At 58.9% G+C, this 19344-nt stretch carries 21 protein-coding genes; 15 read left to right on the top strand and 6 right to left on the bottom strand.

The genetic code is table 11. From position 1 onward, the window contains the following. The 5 genes from GHO03_RS19065 to GHO03_RS19045 form a co-directional block, all read left to right on the top strand. A partial coding sequence (locus GHO03_RS19065; RefSeq protein ID WP_153400348.1) for a DUF2076 family protein occupies window positions 1-308 on the top strand: 308 nt, incomplete at its 5' end. 124 nt (window positions 309-432) lie between these two features. Then, on the top strand, window positions 433-909 hold the full coding sequence (locus tag GHO03_RS19060; RefSeq protein WP_094999400.1) for an NYN domain-containing protein: 477 nt from the start codon (window positions 433-435) through the stop codon (window positions 907-909). A gap of 28 nt (window positions 910-937) precedes the next feature. Then, window positions 938-1549, top strand: a complete 612-nt coding sequence (locus GHO03_RS19055; protein WP_095018408.1) for a PolC-type DNA polymerase III — start codon at window positions 938-940, stop codon at window positions 1547-1549. A 143-nt stretch (window positions 1550-1692) separates the two neighbouring features. Next, on the top strand, window positions 1693-2583 hold the full coding sequence (gene yedA / locus GHO03_RS19050) for a drug/metabolite exporter YedA (protein WP_094999398.1): 891 nt from the start codon (window positions 1693-1695) through the stop codon (window positions 2581-2583). Between the two features lie 67 nt (window positions 2584-2650). After that, the gene (locus GHO03_RS19045) at window positions 2651-3988 is read left to right on the top strand and encodes a DEAD/DEAH box helicase (protein ID WP_094999397.1); all 1338 of its coding nucleotides are present in this window, start codon (window positions 2651-2653) and stop codon (window positions 3986-3988) included. Window positions 3989-4074: 86 nt separating this feature from the next. On the opposite strand, the gene GHO03_RS19040 is transcribed toward GHO03_RS19045, so the two are convergent. Together GHO03_RS19040 and GHO03_RS19035 are read right to left on the bottom strand one after the other, a co-directional pair. Beyond that, the gene (locus GHO03_RS19040; RefSeq protein ID WP_153400347.1) at window positions 4075-5316 is read right to left on the bottom strand and encodes a TIGR03862 family flavoprotein; all 1242 of its coding nucleotides are present in this window, start codon (window positions 5314-5316) and stop codon (window positions 4075-4077) included. Between the two features lie 223 nt (window positions 5317-5539). Further along, complete coding sequence (locus tag GHO03_RS19035) at window positions 5540-6460, bottom strand: histone deacetylase (RefSeq protein ID WP_095018406.1); 921 nt, start codon at window positions 6458-6460, stop codon at window positions 5540-5542. Between the two features lie 91 nt (window positions 6461-6551). On the opposite strand from GHO03_RS19035, the gene GHO03_RS19030 reads away from it, so the two are divergent. From GHO03_RS19030 to GHO03_RS19020, 3 genes are all read left to right on the top strand, one after another. After that, window positions 6552-7121: a GNAT family N-acetyltransferase gene (locus GHO03_RS19030; RefSeq protein WP_095018405.1), complete on the top strand. Its 570-nt coding sequence runs from the start codon at window positions 6552-6554 to the stop codon at window positions 7119-7121. Between the two features lie 85 nt (window positions 7122-7206). Beyond that, the gene (gene tesB, locus GHO03_RS19025) at window positions 7207-8076 is read left to right on the top strand and encodes an acyl-CoA thioesterase II (protein ID WP_094999393.1); all 870 of its coding nucleotides are present in this window, start codon (window positions 7207-7209) and stop codon (window positions 8074-8076) included. Next, window positions 8073-8663 (top strand): HAD family hydrolase, encoded by a 591-nt coding sequence (locus tag GHO03_RS19020; RefSeq protein ID WP_153400346.1) that lies wholly within the window; start codon window positions 8073-8075, stop codon window positions 8661-8663. Before tesB ends, GHO03_RS19020 begins: the two co-directional genes overlap by 4 nt. Before the next feature lie 166 nt (window positions 8664-8829). On the opposite strand, the gene GHO03_RS19015 is transcribed toward GHO03_RS19020, so the two are convergent. Then, window positions 8830-9816, bottom strand: coding sequence for a hypothetical protein (locus tag GHO03_RS19015; RefSeq protein ID WP_095027000.1), 987 nt, complete (start codon window positions 9814-9816; stop codon window positions 8830-8832). Next, window positions 9817-10710, bottom strand: a complete 894-nt coding sequence (locus tag GHO03_RS19010) for a neutral zinc metallopeptidase (protein ID WP_094999390.1) — start codon at window positions 10708-10710, stop codon at window positions 9817-9819. 201 nt (window positions 10711-10911) lie between these two features. Between GHO03_RS19010 and pcaQ the strand changes: the two genes are divergently transcribed. From pcaQ to pcaG, 3 genes are all read left to right on the top strand, one after another. Continuing rightward, a complete protein-coding gene (pcaQ, locus tag GHO03_RS19005; RefSeq protein ID WP_094999389.1) occupies window positions 10912-11841 on the top strand; it encodes a pca operon transcription factor PcaQ in 930 nt (309 codons plus the stop codon). A 98-nt stretch (window positions 11842-11939) separates the two neighbouring features. Then, a complete protein-coding gene (gene pcaH / locus GHO03_RS19000) occupies window positions 11940-12659 on the top strand; it encodes a protocatechuate 3,4-dioxygenase subunit beta (protein ID WP_016779340.1) in 720 nt (239 codons plus the stop codon). An 11-nt stretch (window positions 12660-12670) separates the two neighbouring features. Continuing rightward, window positions 12671-13276: a protocatechuate 3,4-dioxygenase subunit alpha gene (pcaG, locus tag GHO03_RS18995; RefSeq protein WP_094999387.1), complete on the top strand. Its 606-nt coding sequence runs from the start codon at window positions 12671-12673 to the stop codon at window positions 13274-13276. Between the two features lie 65 nt (window positions 13277-13341). On the opposite strand, the gene GHO03_RS18990 is transcribed toward pcaG, so the two are convergent. Both GHO03_RS18990 and GHO03_RS18985 read right to left on the bottom strand, forming a co-directional pair. Continuing rightward, a complete protein-coding gene (locus GHO03_RS18990; protein ID WP_094999386.1) occupies window positions 13342-14226 on the bottom strand; it encodes a DMT family transporter in 885 nt (294 codons plus the stop codon). 23 nt (window positions 14227-14249) lie between these two features. Further along, window positions 14250-15578, bottom strand: coding sequence for an MFS transporter (locus GHO03_RS18985; RefSeq protein WP_094999385.1), 1329 nt, complete (start codon window positions 15576-15578; stop codon window positions 14250-14252). A 244-nt stretch (window positions 15579-15822) separates the two neighbouring features. Here GHO03_RS18985 and quiC point away from each other — a divergent pair, with 244 nt between their 5' ends. From quiC to GHO03_RS18965, 4 genes are all read left to right on the top strand, one after another. Further along, window positions 15823-17733, top strand: coding sequence for a 3-dehydroshikimate dehydratase QuiC (quiC, locus tag GHO03_RS18980; protein WP_153400345.1), 1911 nt, complete (start codon window positions 15823-15825; stop codon window positions 17731-17733). Between the two features lie 67 nt (window positions 17734-17800). Continuing rightward, window positions 17801-18478, top strand: coding sequence for a TetR/AcrR family transcriptional regulator (locus tag GHO03_RS18975; RefSeq protein WP_095021298.1), 678 nt, complete (start codon window positions 17801-17803; stop codon window positions 18476-18478). A gap of 103 nt (window positions 18479-18581) precedes the next feature. Further along, window positions 18582-19088: an RNA polymerase sigma factor gene (locus GHO03_RS18970; RefSeq protein WP_095018398.1), complete on the top strand. Its 507-nt coding sequence runs from the start codon at window positions 18582-18584 to the stop codon at window positions 19086-19088. 86 nt (window positions 19089-19174) lie between these two features. After that, window positions 19175-19344: DUF4880 domain-containing protein (locus GHO03_RS18965; protein WP_178110336.1), on the top strand; the 170-nt coding region annotated here is incomplete at its 3' end.

Below are 19344 nucleotides of genomic sequence, written 5' to 3'. Positions count from 1 at the left end.
CTCCTGTCGTGGCCCCTCAACCAGCAGCAGCGGCGCCGGCCCCAGCATTGGGCAGCGGCTTTTTGGGCGGAGCCCTGAAAACGGCAGCGGGTGTGGCGGGCGGCGTGATGCTGGCGCAAGGCATCAGTAGCCTGTTCCACCACAATCAGCAGCCGCAGATTGTCGAGGAAATCATCGAACAACCAGGCTCTGTCAGCGACGCTGGCTGGGGCAGCGGCAACCAGCAATACGCCAATAGCGGCTCGGGAATTGAAGACGTCGGCCTGGACGATGACGGCTTCTTTTCTGACGACGACTCCTACGTTTGAGTCCATCGCTCGGTGCCTTATTGCACGCCGGGCGGTTTATCCGCGCAAACCCCCGGCAGGCTGGCATACTGCAGCCTTGTTTTTCAGTCGCGTGCCCGCTGCCCGGGCGCCATGAGGTTTGCCGGTGAAAAAAATTGCGGTCTTCGCGGATGTGCAGAACCTTTATTACACGGTTCGCCAGGCCTATGGCTGCCATTTCAATTACGCCGCCCTGTGGGCTGATATCAGCAAGCGCGGTGAAATTGTCGAAGCCTATGCCTATGCGATTGACCGGGGTGACAGCAAGCAGCAGCAGTTTCAGCAGATCCTGCGCAACCTCGGTTTTATCGTAAAACTCAAACCCTATATCCAGCGCAGCGATGGCTCGGCCAAGGGCGACTGGGATGTGGGCATTACCATCGATATCATGGACTCGGCAGCCAATGTCGACGAAGTGGTACTGGCCTCGGGTGACGGTGATTTCGACCTGCTCCTGGAGCGTATTGCCAGCAAGCATGGGGTTGAAACCGTGGCCTACGGTGTGCCCGGTCTGACGGCCAATTCATTGATTCGCGCTGCCAGCCGCTATGTGCCGATTGAAGGCAATTTGCTGCTTAAGTAACCCTTATTTTTTACAGGATTGACCAGGTTTGGAACGCATCGCGGTAATTGACTTTGAGACCACCGGCATCTCCCCGAGCAGCACCTGCCGGGCCACTGAAATTGCCGTGGTGATTCTTGAGCGCGGTCGCATTGTCGAGCGTTATCAAAGCCTGATGAATGCCGGTGTGCGGGTGCCTGGGTTTATCGAGCAGTTGACCGGCATCAGCAACGCCATGTTGCGCACCGCGCCGTCGGCTGAGCAGGTGATGAACGAGGTCAACGAGTTCGTCGGCATTACCCCGTTGCTGGCGCACAATGCTGCGTTTGACCAAAAATTCTGGGATTTTGAAATGGGCCGCATCAAGCGCACCCGTTTACAGAACTTCGCCTGTTCATTGTTGCTGGCGCGTCGCCTGATGCCTGCGGCGCCTAACCACAAGCTGGGCACGCTGACCACCTTTGCCGACTTGCCCCACACCGGCAAAGCTCACCGGGCCATGGCCGATGCGGAAATGGCGGCCAACTTGACGGCTCACCTGGCTGAGCAACTGCGCCAGAAGCACGGGTTACGTGAATTGAACCACGACCTGTTGTGCAGCTTGCAGAAAGTCCCGGCGGCGAAGATCAATGAGCATCTCAAGCGGTATCGCGGGTTTTAAAAGCGACCCTCTCCCTTTGGGAGAGGGCTATTTGATCTCCATCGAAAAGTGTACGGCCCCTTTTGGTGCGTTCTGTTACTTATTATTTCCCGGCGCCCTGTCTAAACTCTCCAGTCCCCTGCCTCTGCCCTTGAGCTGCCTTCATGCCTGCCGCACGTCGTTTTCCGCTACAACTGATCGGTGCTTTTTTTGCCTTGTACATCATTTGGGGCTCGACTTATCTGGCTATCCGCATCGGTATTGAGTCCTGGCCGCCGTTGATGATGGCTGGCGTGCGCTTCCTGATTGCGGGCAGCCTGATGTATGGCTTTATGCGCTGGCGCGGTGCCCCCGCACCCACTGCCGTGCAATGGCGTTCGGCAGCCATGATCGGCTTTCTGTTGCTGGCGTGCGGCAACGGCGGTGTGACCCTGGCCGAACACTCGGGCGTAGCTTCCGGCGTCGCCGCCCTGGCCGTAGCCACCGTGCCCCTGTTCACCCTGCTGTTTGGTTACTTCTGGGGCAACCGCAACACCCGCCTGGAATGGGCCGGGATTGTCCTGGGGCTGATCGGCATCGGCATGCTCAACCTGGGCTCCAACCTGCAGGCCAGTCCAATGGGCGCGGCAATGGTGATCTTTGCCGCCGCGGCCTGGGCCTTTGGTTCGGTGTGGAGCCGCCACTTGCCACTGCCAGCAGGGCCAATGGCCAGCGCTGCGGAAATGCTCACCGCCGGTGCCGTATTGCTGGCGGGCAGTCTGCTCAGTGGCGAGCGCATGACTCAAATGCCCACCGCTGCAGGCTGGGGTGCGCTGCTGTATCTGGTGTTCTTCGGCTCGATCATCGCCTTCAGCGCCTATATGTACCTGCTTAAGAATGTGCGGCCGGCGGCGGCCACCAGCTATGCCTACGTCAATCCGGCGGTGGCGGTCATGCTGGGGATTGCCTTTGCCGGCGAGAGCATCGGTTTTGAGGAGTGCCTGGCCATGGCGGTCATCATCAGTGCGGTGGTGTTGATCGGTTTGCCACAGTGGCGCAAGCAGAAACCGGCCTGAATTAGGGTAAACTGCGCGCCATTGCAACTTATGCACCCACGCGCTGACCTTTTTCGACGGTATCCCCATGACATTCGCCACCCTTGGCCTGATCGAACCCCTGCTGCGCGCCCTTGAGACGCTCGGCTACAAGACCCCAACCCCGGTTCAGGCCCAAGCGATTCCCGCAGTACTGGCTGGTCGCGACCTGATGGCTGCGGCCCAGACCGGTACCGGCAAAACTGGCGGTTTCGCTTTACCGTTGCTGCAGTCGCTGACCATGGAAGGCCCGAAAGTGGCCAGCAACTCGGTGCGTGCACTGGTGCTGGTGCCGACCCGCGAACTGGCCGAACAGGTTCACGAAAGCATTCGCCAGTACGCCGAACACCTGCCGTTGAGCACCTACGCGGTGTACGGCGGTGTCAGCATCAACCCGCAAATGATGAAAATGCGCAAAGGCGTTGATGTACTGGTGGCCACACCGGGCCGTCTGCTGGACCTCTATCGCCAGAAAGCGATCAAGTTCAACCAGCTGCAAACCCTGATCCTCGACGAAGCTGACCGCATGCTCGACCTGGGCTTCTCCGAAGAGCTGCGTGATATCTACCGCGCCTTGCCGAAAAAGCGTCAGACCCTGCTGTTCTCGGCGACCTTTTCTGACGCGATCCGCCTGTTGGCCGAGCAGATGCTCGACAACCCGCTGAGCATCGAAGTCAGCCCGCGCAACGTGGCGGCCAGCAGCGTCAAGCAGTGGGTCATCCCGGTCGACAAAAAGCGCAAGGCTGAGCTGTTTTTGCACTTGTTGCGCACCCAGCACTGGAAGCAGGTCCTGGTGTTCGCCAAGACCCGCAACGGTGTCGATGAATTGGTAGGCAAGCTGCAAGGTCTGGGGATCAACGCTGACGGTATTCATGGCGACAAGCCACAGGCCACGCGCCAACGGGCGCTGGACCGCTTCAAGGCCAGCGAAGTGCAGATTCTGGTGGCTACCGATGTGGCTGCCCGTGGCCTGGACATCGAAGACCTGCCGCTGGTGGTCAACTTCGACCTGCCCATCGTGGCCGAAGACTATATTCACCGTATTGGTCGCACCGGTCGTGCCGGTCAGAAGGGCGAAGCCATTTCGCTGGTCTGTGCTGATGAAGTGAACATGCTGTCGGCGATCGAGATGTTGACCCGTCAGACGTTACCACGCCACGAAGAGCAGGATTTCGAGCCTGAGCACCGAGTGCCTGAAACTGATGCTTCGGGGCAGGTGATCAAAAAGCCGAAGAAGCCGAAAAAACCGAAAACCTCGGGCGGTGGCGGCAAGCGCAACCTAGGCAAATGGGTGGATAGCGGCGAAGCAGCACCCGCCGAGCCATCGGTAAAGCCGGTGCGCAAAGTGCCTGTATTCAACACCGGCCCGCGCAAGCGCAAGCCGTAAGCCCGCTCGAGGCTAAAAACTCCAACTGTGGGAGCGAGCCTGCTCGCGAACGGCCTTCGCGAGCAGGCTCGCTCCCACAGGGACGGTCAACGTTTAGCCTTCAACCAGCTTAATACCCCTAACCCTGCGGCACGACAACTGGCAAAACAGCCCGTGAGCAAGTAGCCGCCGGTGGGTGCTTCCCAATCCAGCATCTCGCCTGCACAAAACACGCCGGGTAATTGCCTGAGCATCAGATTTTCATCCACAGCCTCGAACCGCACGCCACCGGCGCTGCTGATGGCTTCGTCCAAGGGGCGGGCTTTTATCAGCTTCAACGGTAGCGCCTTGATGGCCTGAGCCAGTTGCGCCGGGTCATTGAAGCATTCTGCAGGCGCCAGCTCGCGCAACAGCGCCGCTTTTACCCCATCAATCCCCAGCTGGCTGTGCAAATGCTTGCTCATCGAGCGTGAGCCGCGGGGTTTGGCCAAGGCTGCCTGGATTTTATCCACAGGCTTGCCCGGCAGCAGGTCGATCAGGATCGTCGCTTCACCCTGTTGATTGATCGCTTCACGAATCGGCGCCGACCAGGCGTAAATCAAGCTGCCTTCAATGCCTGTGGCGGTAATCACGCATTCGCCCAGGCGCGGCGTGCTGTGTTCCAGGGCAATGGCGATGTTTTTCAGCGGGGCGCCGGCGAACTTGCTGCGCAGCACCTCGCTCCAGCCCGCCACATCAAACCCGCAATTGCTCGGCTGCAAGGGGGCCAGGTCAACACCGCGTTCAGCCAGCAAGGGCATCCAGGCACCGTCCGAGCCCAGTCGCGCCCAACTGCCACCGCCCAGGGCCAGTAGCACCGCGTCGGGGTTGAGCTGCTTTTGGCCTTCGGGACTGTCCACCAGCAACTGGCCATCGGCCTGCCAACCCAGCCAGCGGTGGCGGGTGTGGATAACTACACCGGACTCGCGCAGGCGCTTGAGCCATGCGCGCAGCAGCGGCGCGGCTTTCATATCGGTGGGGAACACCCGGCCGGAACTGCCGACAAAGGTTTCGATCCCCAACTCATGAATCCACTGGCACAACGCATCGGCATCGAAGGCGCGCAGCAACGGTGCCATCTGCGGTGCGCGTTCGGCGTAGCGCGACAGGAAAGCCGGGTAGGCTTCGGAATGGGTGATATTCATGCCGCCGACCCCGGCCAGCAGAAACTTGCGGCCCACCGACGGCATGCCATCGTAGAGATCGACCTTCATCCCCGCCTGACTCAACACTTCGGCGGCCATCAAACCGGCGGGGCCACCGCCAATAATGGCGACGTGACGGGAAGGGAGTGTGGAGGGTTCAGTCATGGCAGGGCTGCAAATCGGCGAAATAGGCCGGGCATTCTACCTGACTGGGCGGAGCAGATCCCCTGTAGCAGCAGCCTTCGTCCCTCGGCAGCTGCTACAGAGATAGCGATGGCTGTACGAAAAACATACAGCCTTCTGGAGGCCATGTTCTCTGTGCCCTGCAGGCGCTTTCACTCAGGTTATCCACAGGCAGTTCCACAGGCATTGTGGGTAAAATCACACCTCAGTGACAACCTGATGACAGCCAGACCTTCTGTGCACTGTGATGCAATATCCCGTGGCGGCGCGCCAGGGCCTTGCGATCCTTGCTGTATCCGCCGCCAATCACCCCGACCACCGGTATGTCGCGACCCAGGCAGTGGCGCATCACGCTCTCGTCACGGGCCGCCACACCTTCATCGGTGAGCTTCAAATAGCCCAGGGCGTCGTCTTTATGCACATCGACCCCGGCGTCATACAGCACCAGATCCGGTTGATACAACGGCAGCAGGTAATTGAGCGCCTCGTCCACCACTTGCAAATATTCAGCATCGCCCATACCCATAGGCAGGCCGATGTCCCAGTCGCTTTGCGCCTTGCGTGCCGGAAAGTTTTTTTCGCAGTGCAGGGAAACGGTAATGGCATCCGGCGTATGTTCAAGAATTCGCGCAGTACCGTCGCCCTGATGCACATCGCAGTCAAAAATCAGTACGCGGTTTACCCGGCCGCTTTCCAGCATATAGCGGCTGATAATCGCCAGATCGTTGAAGATGCAAAAACCCGCCGGGTGATCGTAGTGCGCGTGATGAGTGCCGCCCGCCAGATGGCAGGCCAGGCCGTGCTCAAGCGCCTGCTCGGCGGCCAGCAGAGATCCGCCCACGGCGCGAACGGTACGTCGCGCCAGTGCCTCGCTCCAGGGCAGGCCCAGGCGGCGTTGATCTTCGCGGGCCAGCTCGCCTGCCATATAGCGCTCGATATAGCTGCGGTCATGGGCCAGGGCGAGGATATCCACAGGGCATAATTCGGGACGCAGCAGCTCTGCATCAAGGGTCAGCCCGGAGTCGACCAGGTGATCGCGTAACAGGCGGAACTTATCCATAGGAAAACGATGCTCCGCTGGGAACTGCGGGCTGTAGTCATCGTGGTAAATCAGCGGCACTGGCATAGGGATTTTCGCGTCGTAACGAGCGCTGGATATTACCAGCGCTGTACACTCTCATCATATGTAAAGCCCGGTAACAAATCGGAGAGGACGGATGGAGCAGATCAAAGAGCTCGAAAGTGCCCGTTTGCACTTGCGCCCCTGGCGTGACACAGACTTGCCCGAGTTCGCTGCCATGTGCGCCGACCCTCAGGTGATGCGCTATTTTCCGGCGCCCCTGAGCCGCCTTGAAAGCGCCGCGCTGATTGGCCGGGTTCGTGGTCACTTTGCCGAATATGGCTACGGGGTATGGGCATTGGAGCGCAAGGACACCGGTGCCTTTATCGGCTTTACCGGGCTGATGAATGTGTCGTTCGAGGCGCCGTTTACCCCTGCCGTAGAAATCGCCTGGCGTCTGGCTCCCGAACACTGGGGCCTGGGTTACGCCAGTGAGGCGGCCTGGGCCGTGTTGCGCTGCGCCTTTGATCGCCTGGCCCTGGACCAGGTGGTGTCGTTTACCAGCGAGCTGAACCTGCCCTCGCAAAAAGTCATGCAGGCGATTGGCATGCAGCACGATGTCGACGGTGATTTTGAACACCCCTTGCTGCCCGCAGGCGACCCGCTCAGACCCCATGTGCTGTACCGGATCACGCGGGCACAGTGGCTGGAAACCCTGCACGGCTAGGCGGTGTGTTTAGCGGCGCAAGCCGAAAATTTTGACCTGCGTAACGAAGATTACGACGGTAATGCTCTGTGTGAGGAGAATCTGAATGAGCCAAGTGTTGGATGATCTGGTCAATTTGCTGACCCTGGAACCGATCGAAGAGAACCTCTTTCGCGGCAGCAGTCAGGACTTGGGCTTTCGCCAGTTGTTCGGTGGTCAGGTGCTCGGTCAATCGCTGTCGGCCATGAGCCAGACGGTTGAAGACGCCCGCCATGTGCATTCTATGCACGGCTATTTCCTGCGCCCTGGTGATGCCGGTTTGCCCGTGGTGTATCAGGTTGATCGCGTGCGGGACGGCGGCAGCTTCAGCACGCGCCGGGTGACCGCGATCCAGAAGGGCCAGCCGATTTTTACCAGCAGCGCCTCGTTTCAGTACGACGAAGGCGGTTTTGAACATCAGACGACTATGCCTGACGTTGTGGGCCCTGAGAATCTGCCCTCGGAACTGGACATGATGCGCCTGCGTGCGCACCTGATCCCCGAGTCGATGCGGGAAAAACTGCTGTGCGCCAAGCCTATCGAGTTCCGCCCGGTGGTAGGAGAAGACCCGTTCAACCCCAAGGTCACTGATCCGATCAAGTACGTGTGGTTTCGCGCCGACGGCACCTTGCCCGATACCCCGGCGCTGCATAAGTACCTGCTGGCCTACGCCTCGGACTTCGGCTTGTTGACCACGTCCTTGCTGCCCCATGGCAAAGGGGTATGGCAAAACGATATGCAGGTCGCCAGCCTTGATCACGCACTGTGGTTCCATGCCGACCTGCGTGCCGATGACTGGTTGCTCTACGCCATGGACAGTCCATGGGCGGGCAATTCCCGTGGATTCTCCCGTGGCAGTGTCTACAACCGCGCTGGCCAACTGGTGGCTTCGGTCACGCAGGAAGGGTTGATCCGCCATCGCAAGGACTGGGCATGACACTCAAGGACGTCAAACACTGGGTTTTCGACATGGACGGCACCCTGACTGTTGCCGTGCATGACTTTGCCCTGATCCGCCGTGAGCTGGAGATCCCGGCGGATGCCGATATCCTCACTCATCTCAACGGCCTGCCCACCGAGGTGGCGGCGGCCAAACACGCCTGGCTGCTGGAGCACGAGCGCGAGCTGGCACAGGCCTCCACTGCCGCGCCGGGCGCGGTTGAGCTGGTGCGCGACCTGGCGGCTCGTGGCTGTCGTCTGGGGATACTGACCCGAAATGCCCAGGAACTGGCGCATATCACCCTCAAGGCCATTGGCCTGGGCGAATGCTTTGCGCCCGGGGATGTACTGGGCCGGGACAACGCGGCGCACAAACCCGACCCGGACGGCCTGCTGCAACTGGCGCGGGCATGGGATGTAGCAGCGGCGAACATGGTAATGGTGGGGGATTACTACTTTGACCTGGCGTGTGGCCGCGCGGCAGGCAGCAAAACCGTACTGGTCAATGTTCCTGAAAACCCGTGGCCGGAACTGACCGACTGGCATGCCAAAGACTGCTACGCGCTGCGCCGGTTGCTCGGTTAACGAAATACGCGTAGCAGCTGCCGAAGGAACGAGGCTGCGTTCGACGGCGAAGCCGTCGTAAATCCAGGCAGCGCGGTGAGTCAGTTAAACCGTGCACTCAGACTTCACGATCGCTTTGCAATCGAACGCAGCCTCGTTCCTTCGGCAGCTGCTACACAGGGTGCTCTTACTCGCCAAACAACGCCTTCTGACCTTCAGGCGAGGTAAACATCTGATCGCCGTTGTGCCCCACCCCGGGCACTTCAATCAACCGTTGATTGAGCCCTTGTGGATGGCGCTGGGTCAAATACTCAAAGTAGTTCTTGCCCCTTACCAGCCTGAACGCCCCCTGGGCCTCGGCTTCGCAGCCTTTATCAAGCGCCGGGTGGTTGGGGTCGATGTCCTTGGCGCCTAGCAGATAGGTAATGTCGCGCTCTATATAGGCCTGTTCCAACTGTCGGTGTTTTTGCCCATCTGCGTAGGCTGGCAGATCCTTGAGCCCGTATTTCCAGGTATTGAAGCCCGGGCAGTTTGCAGCATCAAAGGTCGGAATCGGTCGCTGTGCATTGAAGTAGGCATAAGAAGACGGGTTGGCCACTACATAGCGCACCTTGATCCCGTCTGCCTGCAAGGCCTTATCGGCCTGGGTGGTCAGGGCATAGCGCTGCACCACTTGGGCGCCGCCGGAGTGCCCGGCAATCACCACCTCGCGCAAGGCCGGGAAGCGCTTGCGGTCATCAAGACGCTCAAGGATCTGATCCAGTGCCGCGTAGGAACTCAGTGCCTGTGGGCTCACAGCAGGGGCACCGGCCATCCAGTCATTGGCATGCCAGCGCAGCACATTGTCGGGCAAGGTATGGCGCGAGCCATCGCTTTCATTGAGAAACTGCGGTGCAATGACCAGGGTTGTGGACAGCTGCCCGGCCTGCGTCGCGGCTTGCTCGGCGCTGTGTAAATACGTCTGGGCGTTGCGCAGACGACCATGAATCACGATCAGTGCGCGTTGCACCTGAGGCAGTGGCTGTTTCCAGTCCTGACTCACCCCGACACTCAACTCGCCGGGGCCGATCTTGAGATGTTCGGGGCTGAGTTCTTTAACTCCGTGCTCGGCTGCTTGAACCACAGAGCAGGCCAGCATCAGGCCCATTAATGAAGCGATAGAGCGTATTCCCATTTAAAGCCTCGCTGCCGAGAAGGTATCGCACTGGTTGATATTGCCTTGGGCAAAACCGGTCTTGAACCACTTCACCCGTTGTGCCGATGTGCCGTGGGTAAAAGAGTCCGGCATCACACGGCCCTGGCTTTGCTGCTGCAAGCGATCATCGCCAATGGCATTGGCGGCGTTCAAGGCCGATTCTATATCGCCTGCTTCCAGCCAATTGTGACGTTTTTGCGCAAGGTTGGCCCACACCCCGGCCAGACAGTCGGCCTGCAACTCCTGGCGCACCAGCAAGCCACCATCGCCTTCCATACGCTTGCCTTGTTGACGGGCCATCTGCATTTTCGACGACACACCCAGCAAGGTCTGCACATGATGGCCAACTTCGTGAGCGATCACATAAGCCTGGGCAAAATCGCCAGCAGCCTTGAAGCGTTGGGCCATTTCCTGGAAGAAACTCATATCCAGATAGACCTTCTGGTCGGCCGGGCAATAAAACGGCCCGCTGGCAGCTGTTGCAAAGCCGCAGGCCGAATTGATCTGACCGCGAAACAGCACCAGGGTCGGGTCTTTATAGCTGCGTCCGGCTTGCTGAAACACTTGGCGCCAGGTGTCCTCTGTGTCACCCAGAATCGCCCGTACAAAATCGGCCTGCTCGTCATTGGCCGCCGGTGCGCGACCGGCTGGCTGGGTGACCTGAGGCGAAGACTGTTCGGTGAGCTGGCCGCTTAACTGTCCGAGGATCTGCATGGGGTCCTGCCCGGTCAACAAACCGATGCCAACAATCACCACCACGGCCATCAAACTCAGACCTTTGCCGCCGCCAAACCGCATCCCGCCACCACCACCGGTGCCTTGATCGCGTACGTCTTCGACATTATCGCTACGTCGACCTTTTTTCCAAAGCATGGGGGAGTCCTCTGATAAATCGTGTGTTCAAGTGTTGTTGCTGAGTCGGGACAATGCCAGCCCGGCTGTCAGACGTTTCTTGGGTGGGGGGCGAGTATGGCATTGCGCTAAAAAGACCTGAACGCCTTAATACAGTTCCGGGCATCGGGCTGAAGTGGTTGAATACGCCACGCCAATCCCCGCCCCGGAGTTGTTAGCCCTGTGAATATCGATACCCGTATCAAGTACCGCCACCTCGTATGCTTTTTGGAGATGGCGCGCCAGGGCAGCCTGGCGCGGGCGGCGGATGTGCTGGCGGTAAGCCAGCCGGCGATGTCAAAAACCCTCAAGGAGCTTGAGGAGTTACTGACGGTCAGCCTGTTTGTACGCAGTAAAAGCGGGGTCACCCTGACCGAGGCCGGGGTGGCCTTTCTGCGTTATGCGACACCTTCGGTGCAGGCCTTGCGTGAAGGTGTGAATGCTCTGCGGGGTGGCGAATACGTGGGCGGTACGGTGCGTCTGGGGGTGTTGTCGACGGTAGAAAGCCTGCTGATACCCGAGTTGGTGCAGCGCCTGCACGCCAGGCATTCGTCGCTGGTGGTGAGCGTCGTGACCGGGCCCAGCGCCTATCTGTTATCGCAGTTACGGGTAGGCGATGTCGATTTGGTAGTGGGGCGCATGACCGATAGCCCGGAAATTCAGGGTATGAATTTTGAGCATCTCTACAGCGAATCCATGACCCTGGTGGTGCGCGCAGATCACCCCTTGATCCGGGGACCGCTGGACCGCAGCCAGCTGGAAAATTACCCGCTGGTTTTGCCATTGGCCAACACCACCATTCGCACCTTTGCCGACAGCCTGTTTGTGCAGTGCGGCATCAGCCAGTCCCGCCAGCGCCTGGAAACCCTGTCGATCACCCTCAGCCGGCGTTATGTGCTGCGCAACGATGCGGTGTGGATCGCCCCGCTGGATGCCGTGCGCCTGGACCTGGCCAGTGGCGAGCTGCAAGAAATCGACCTGGGCCAGCGTGAGCCGGGCGGTTCGATCGGTATTTGCAGCAACGCCCATGTGCCGATGTCGGTGGCAGCGCAAGGGTGTGTCGAGGTTTTGCGTGAATTGGGCCAAGCTTACGGCGAAGGCATTTATCCATAACCATTTGGTTATGGATAGGCCTGGCCTTTTCAATAGTCGTTACGCCCCTGTTGGTTAAAACTGGCGCCCAGCCTTTATAAAAACAACAGGAGATCGACATGTCTGATGCAGACAGCCGGCGCTTTATCATCCGTGACCGCAACTGGCACCCCAAAGCTCTGACCCCTGACTACAAGACTTCCATTGCCCGTTCCCCGCGTCAGGCGCTGGTGAGCATCCCGCAATCGGTGAGTGAGACCAGCGGGCCTGACTTTTCCCACCTTAAGTTCGGCAAGTTCGACAACGACTTGCTGCTGAATTTCAATAATGGCGGTTTGCCGATAGGCGAGCGGATCATCCTGGCAGGTCGCGTGCGCGATCAATATGGCAAGCCGATTCCTCATACCTTGGTGGAAATCTGGCAGGCCAACGCAGGCGGTCGGTATCGTCACAAGAACGACCGCTACCTGGCGCCGCTGGACCCAAACTTCGGCGGCGTAGGCCGCACCTTGACCGACAGTGAAGGTTATTACAGCTTTCGCACTGTCAAGCCAGGGCCCTACCCGTGGCGCAACGGGCCAAACGACTGGCGCCCGGCGCATATCCACGTTTCCATCAGTGGCCCCTCGATTGCCACGCGCCTGATTACCCAGCTGTACTTCGAAGGTGATCCGATGATCCCCATGTGCCCGATCGTCAAATCGATTACCAACGCCGATGCCGTGCAGAGCCTGATTGCCCGGTTGGACATGGGCGCGGCCAATCCGATGGATTGTCTGGCCTATCGTTTTGACATTGTGCTGCGCGGTCAGCGCCAGACTCACTTCGAAAACTGCTGAGGAGCCCCGTCATGCCTATCGAACTGCTACCGGAAACCCCATCGCAAACTGCTGGTCCCTACGTGCATATCGGCCTGGCGCTGGCTGCGGCCGGCAACCCGTCGCGTCCAGAGGAAATCTGGAGCGAAATGGCCAGACCCGATGCTGCGGGCGAGCATATTGTGCTGTTTGGCAACGTTTATGACGGTAATGGCCACCTGGTGCGCGACTCTTTTCTGGAGCTTTGGCAAGCCGACCATAAAGGGGTCTATGACGAAAACTTCGACTCGGAAAAAGCCTTCAACAGCTTTGGTCGCACCGCCACCACCTTCGATGCGGGTGAGTGGACACTCAATACCATCAAGCCGGGCGTGGTGAACAACGCAGCTGGCGTGCCGATGGCGCCGCATATCAACGTGTCGCTGTTTGCCCGGGGTATCAACATCCATTTGCAGACGCGGCTGTACTTTAGCGATGAGCCAGAAGCCAATGCCAAGTGCCCGGTGCTTAACCTGATCGAACAGCCGCAACGGCGTGAAACCCTGATCGCCCAGCGTTGCGAAGTAAATGGCAAAACGGCCTATCGGTTTGACATCCGCATTCAGGGCGAAGGCGAGACGGTGTTCTTCGACTTTTAAAAGGATATGAGGCAAATGCAAAATCTGTAGCAGCTGCCTCGTTCCTTCGGCAGCTGCTACGGGAATTATGTGCGGCTGCGCCGCTGCTGCCACGCCGCCGCCAACCCGCTGGCACAGATAATCGCAATACCGACCCGGCTGGCCAGATCTGGTGTGTGGTCAAATAGCAACCAGCCCAATATCCCCGAGAATACGATCTGGCAGTAACTGAATGGCGCCAGCAATGCCGGTGCAGCAACGCGAAACGATTGGGTCAGCAGCAAGTGCGCAGTCATGCCCAGGCTGCCCAAAGCCAGCATTTGCAGGCCGTGGGTCAGGGTTGGCGTTTGCCAGAAAAAAGGCACCAGCGCACTCATCACCAGCACATTGAACAGCCCGGCAAAAAAGTTGCTGGTGGTAGGGCTGTCGTACGCGCTGAGTTTGCGCGTGAGGATTTGATAGCAGCTAAAGCACAACGCCGCAGCCATCGGCAGTAACACCGCTGGGGTAAACAGTTCGCCACCCGGGTGGATGATGATGACCACGCCGATAAAGCCGCACACCACCGCCAACCATTGCCCGCGCGTGACCGTCTCGCCCAGCAGCGGCCCGGACAAGGCCGCCACCAGCAGCGGTGCCAGAAAGTTGACCGCGGTATTTTCAGCCAGCGGGATAAACAGCAAGCCATAGGTGAAGAACAGGCCCGAGCCCAGCAGGCAGATAGCCCGCAACACCTGAAGCAAAGGCCGTTTGCTGCGTAGTACACGCAACCCCGACTGCGGCAGAAAGATCCCTGCCATCAATACGGTATGCACCAGGTAACGTGCCCACACCACCATCACCACCGGGTAAAAACCACTGAGGTACTTGGACAGCGCATCGTGGCTGGAGAACAGCGCTGTGGCCGTCACAATCAGCAAGATGCCCTTCAAGGGTTGGTTCACCCCCGAAAGGGGTGTGGGTAATGTCATCGAATACCTCGGTGTTCTATGCGCTAAACCTGCGGGATTTTTCGCGGTGCCATGAAGTACATCCACACTAACGCAATGAAGTACATCGCTGGAATCATGGTGAACAGCAAGGTGTAATTATTGTTGGTGACCGTCAGCACATAGCCCACGAACTGGGTCATAAACATCCCGCCGATCGCAGCGCACATGCCGCCAAAGCCGAACACGGTGCCCATCATATGTTTGGGCGTGTAGTCCATCACCATGCTCCACACGTTGGCCGTCCAGGCCTGGTGCGCACCCAGGGCCAGGGCAATGGCGCCCACGGCGACCCACAGCTGGCTGGAGCCTGCGGCCATGACCACGCCGATGATGCTGATGGCACACAACAGCATCGACACCAGGCGCGCCTTGACTGCCGCCATGCCGCGTTTGATCAGAACCGATGACAGGATCCCGCCGCCCACACTGCCGAAATCGGCAGTGATGTAGATGATGATCAGCGGGATGCCCATTTGCGTCACGCTGATGCCCAGGTTGTATTGCTGGTTCAGGAACGGCGGCAGCCAGTACAGGTAGAACCAGAACACCGGTGCCGTCATGGCGTAGGACAAGGCGAATGCCCATGTGCCGCGCATCTTGAGGATGGTGCCGAACGAGACGGTGGTTTGCTCAGGCTCTTTCTCTTGTTGGATGTAGTCCAGCTCGGCCTTGGTGACGGTCGGGTGCTCTTCCGGGTTGTAGTACTTCAAACCCCAGAAGATCAGCCAGATACCGCCCAAGGCTGCCATGCACAAAAAGGCCGCCTGCCAGCCCCACACATGCAGTACCAGCGGCAACATCATCGGCGTGAACATGGCGCCTACGTTGGTGCCGGCGTTGAAGATGCCGCTGGCCACGGCGCGCTCGCTGGCCGGGAACCACAGGCGCGTGGTTTTTACGCAGGCCGGGTAATTGGCGGCTTCAGTGATGCCGAGGATAAAGCGGCAGATCATAAAGCCCACCGCCGAAGTGGCCAGGCCATGGGCGCCGGTGGCCAGGCTCCACAGCAACACGGCGCAGAAGAACACGCGCTTGACCCCGACACGGTCGATCAGTCGGCCTTGCAGCACGAAGCCGATGGCGTAGCCCACCTGAAACCAGAAGTTGATGTTGGCGTAATCCATCGCCGTCCAGCTCATCTCCTTGGCCAGGATCGGTTGCATTACGCCCAGGGCAGCACGGTCGATAAAGTTGAGGGTGGTGGCGAAAAACACCAGTGCGAGCATGCCCCAACGGGTTTTGCCAGTCGCCAGGGTGCCGCGAATCTTGTCACCGATTCCTGCGTTTGGAGCATGGGCAGAAGTGGTGCGTGCAGTCGGAGAAGGGACCATGGATGTTTACCCGTTTCTTGGAATTTTTATGTGGTGTTGCACAACAAGTGACGCAGGGAGTACGGGCTTGATGGTGGCGAGTGGACAAAAAGTCGTCAATTCAAGATAGGCCATATTGTTCGATAATCGCACGCAAAACTAACCGGTTGGTACAGATTGGTTGCTCAATAATAGGGCGCCCTTAATAATCAAGCCATTAAGAAATGCCGTCGCCTGCAGGCTGCGCCAATCCTGGGAGTTATAAATGAAGCGTTCGATCGCCACGGTTTCCTTGAGCGGCACCCTGCCGGAGAAGCTCGATGCCATTGCGGCGGCAGGTTTTGACGGGGTCGAAATTTTTGAAAACGACCTGCTGTATTATGACGGCAGCCCCCGAGAGGTGCGTCAGATATGTACCGATCTGGGGTTGGAAATAAGCCTGTTTCAGCCGTTTCGTGATTTTGAAGGCTGCCGCCGCGACCGTTTGGCCCGCAACCTCGACCGCGCCGAACGCAAGTTTGACCTGATGCAGGAGCTGGGCACCGATCTGGTGCTGGTGTGCAGCAATGCCGCAACGGATTCGGTGGGTGACCGGCAGATTCTGCTCGATGACCTGAGCCTGCTCGCCGAGCGCGCCGGGGCGCGCAATCTGCGTATTGGTTACGAAGCCCTGGCCTGGGGCCGTCATGTCAACACCTGGCAACAGGTCTGGGACCTGGTGCGCGAGGTCGATCACCCCAACCTCGGCGTATTGCTCGACAGCTTCCACACCCTGTCCCTCAAGGGTGACCCGAGTGGCATTGCGCAGATTCCGGGTGACAAAATCTTCTTTGTACAGATGGCAGACGCCCCGATTCTGGCGATGGATGTGCTGGAGTGGAGCCGTCACTTCCGCTGTTTCCCGGGGCAGGGCGAGTTCGATCTGCCAGGCTTCCTGGCACCGATCATACAAAGTGGCTACACCGGGCCGCTGTCGCTGGAGATCTTCAACGACGGTTTTCGCGCCGCTCCGCCCCGCGCCAATGCGGCCGATGGCTTGCGTTCGTTGCTGTATCTGGAAGAGAAAACCCGCGAGCGGCTTGCCCTGCAAAATGCCCCGGTCGCTACCTTGGAGCCATTGTTCGCCCCGCCCGCTGCCAGCCCGTACGACGGCATCGAGTTTCTCGAATTTACCGTGGATGAAAGCCAGGGCGCGCAACTGACCCACTGGCTTGAGCGCCTGGGTTTCAGCAAGGCCGGGCAGCACCGCTCAAAAAATGTGAGCTTGCTGCGCCAGGGTGATATCAACCTGATCCTCAACGCCGAACCCTATTCTTTTGCCCATAACTTTTTTGAGGCCCACGGTCCATCTTTATGTGCCACTGCCATTCGGGTGCAAGACAGTGCCAGCGCACTGGCCCGTGCCGTGGCCTACAAGGGGCAGCCTTATCGCGGGCTGGTCGGCCCTAACGAACTGGAGCTGGCGGCAGTGCGTGCGCCCGATGGCAGCCTGATTTATCTGGTGGACAAAGACGCTACCGGCAAGCCGTTGTATGAATCTGACTTCAACCTCACGTCAGCCCCATCACCCCAGGGCGGCCTTAAACGCATCGATCATATGGCGATGGCATTACCCGCCGACAGCCTCGACAGCTGGGTACTGTTCTATAAGAGCCTGCTGGATTTCGAAGCCGATGACGAAGTGGTGCTCCCCGACCCCTATGGTCTGGTAAAGAGCCGCGCGCTGCGTAGCCGTTGCAGCTCGATTCGCTTGCCGCTGAACATTTCCGAAAACAGAAACACCGCGATCTCACATGCTCTGTCGAGTTATCGCGGCTCGGGTGTGCACCATATCGCCTTTGAGTGTGACGACCTGTTCGCCGAAGTCAGTCGCGCCAAAGCCGCAGGCGTGCCGCTGCTGGATATCCCGCTCAATTATTACGACGACCTGGCGGCGCGCTTTGATTTTGATGACGAATTCCTGAGCAAACTGGCCTATTTCAACGTGCTGTATGACCGCGATGCCCAGGGTGGCGAGCTGTTTCATGTGTACACCGAGGCGTTTGAAGGACGGTTTTTCTTCGAGTTGCTGCAACGCAAAAATGGCTATGCCGGGTATGGCGCGGCGAACGTTGCGGTGCGCCTGGCGGCGATGGCCAAGTCACGCAGTGGTGCGGTGCGTCAGGCAAAGTTGTAGGGCGACTTCCTTCATGGGGCGGGGCGCCCCATAATCCCGGGCACTCCAACCTGGCCGTGAGCCTTAAATGACCAATACTCCAGAAGTCGATACCGGCGCCACGGCACCGGTAGTCGAACCGCGTAAAAGCCGTAAGAACAACCCTGAAAAGACCCGGGAAAATATCCTGCAAGAAGCCATTGTCGAGTTCGTCGAACAAGGCCTGGCGGGGGCGCGGGTGGATGCGATTGCCGAGCGCACTAAAACCTCCAAGCGCATGATCTATTACTACTTCACCAGCAAGGAGCAACTCTACGTCGAGGTGCTGGAGAAGTTGTACGGCGAAATCCGCAGCATCGAAAGCTGCTTGAATCTGGATCAGCTTGAGCCGGTTCTGGCGATTCAACGACTGGTGGAATTCACCTTCGACCACCACGACATGAATGCGGATTTTGTACGTATCGTCAGCATCGAAAATATCCACAAGGGCGAGTACATCAAGCGCTCCGAAGGCATCAAGGCCATGAACGACACGATCGTGCAGGCACTTGAAAACATCCTGCAGCGCGGGGTTGAACAACGGGTGTTCCGTGCCGGGCTCAACCCGCTGGATGTGCATTTGCTGGTCAGCTCATTCTGTTTTTACCGGGTATCGAATCGCTACACCCTGGGTGAAATTTTCCAGGTCGACTTCTCTGATCTGCAGGTCAAGCAGCGTCAGCGCGACATGATGTGTGATGCCGTATTGCGCTATTTGCAGGCGTGAACAGGCGGCACACTTTGTACTAATGAAACACAATACCAATTGAAAATCATTCTCGACAAAAAGTAAGATAGCGGCCCCTTTCCTTCATGCTCAGGGAGTCGGTTTGTTGGATACGGATCTCAAGGGCTTGTTCCTCAAGCATGCCAGTACCCTGCGCGGGTATCTGGCGCGCAAGGTACGAGACCCACAACTGGCCGCGGACCTGGTGCAGGAAAGTTTTCTGCGCATGGCCGAGCGTGACCGCAAAGAGCACATCGACAACTCCCCCGGTTACCTCTATCGCATTGCTGGCAACCTGCTGGTCGATCATATCCGCCAGGAAACCCGGCGCAAGACCGATACGGTCCCCCATGAAGCACTGGCCGAAATCGAAGACGAAATGGCAGGGCTGGAGGCCCAGGCGATGGCTGAACAACAGCGCATGGCTCTAAAGCAGGCATTGTCCGAATTGCCCGAACGCACCCAGGAAATCTTCCGTCTCAACCGCATCGAGGGCATGACCCATGCTCAAGTTGCGCGCCATCTTGAAATTTCCGACAGCTCGGTGCAAAAGCATCTGTCGAAAGCCTTGGCTTACGTCATGCAGCGTCTACAAGAGCCCGAGAAATAACTTTCAAATATGTGGATGAACGGCTTACTGAGTTTTAGCCGGCGAGACGTCACTGCTTATATATAACGAGAAATAGAGATTCACACCTGATGAGCCAAGGCCCCGAACAGCAGAGCATTACTGAAGCGGCCGCCGAGTGGGCGGTGCGTCTGCACGCGGGTGCGTTGAGCGAGGAGGCGCAGGCGCAGCTGGAGCAGTGGCTGGCGGCCGATAAGCGCCATCCAGAGGCCTTGCGCTTTGCCGAGCAGACCTGGGC

The organism is Pseudomonas sp. FSL R10-1339 (assembly GCF_009600545.1).
Taxonomy (GTDB): Bacteria; Pseudomonadota; Gammaproteobacteria; order Pseudomonadales; family Pseudomonadaceae; genus Aquipseudomonas; species Aquipseudomonas bubulae.
The sequence above is the reverse complement of the archived record's forward strand: the minus strand, read 5'-3'. Positions and strand labels throughout refer to the sequence as shown.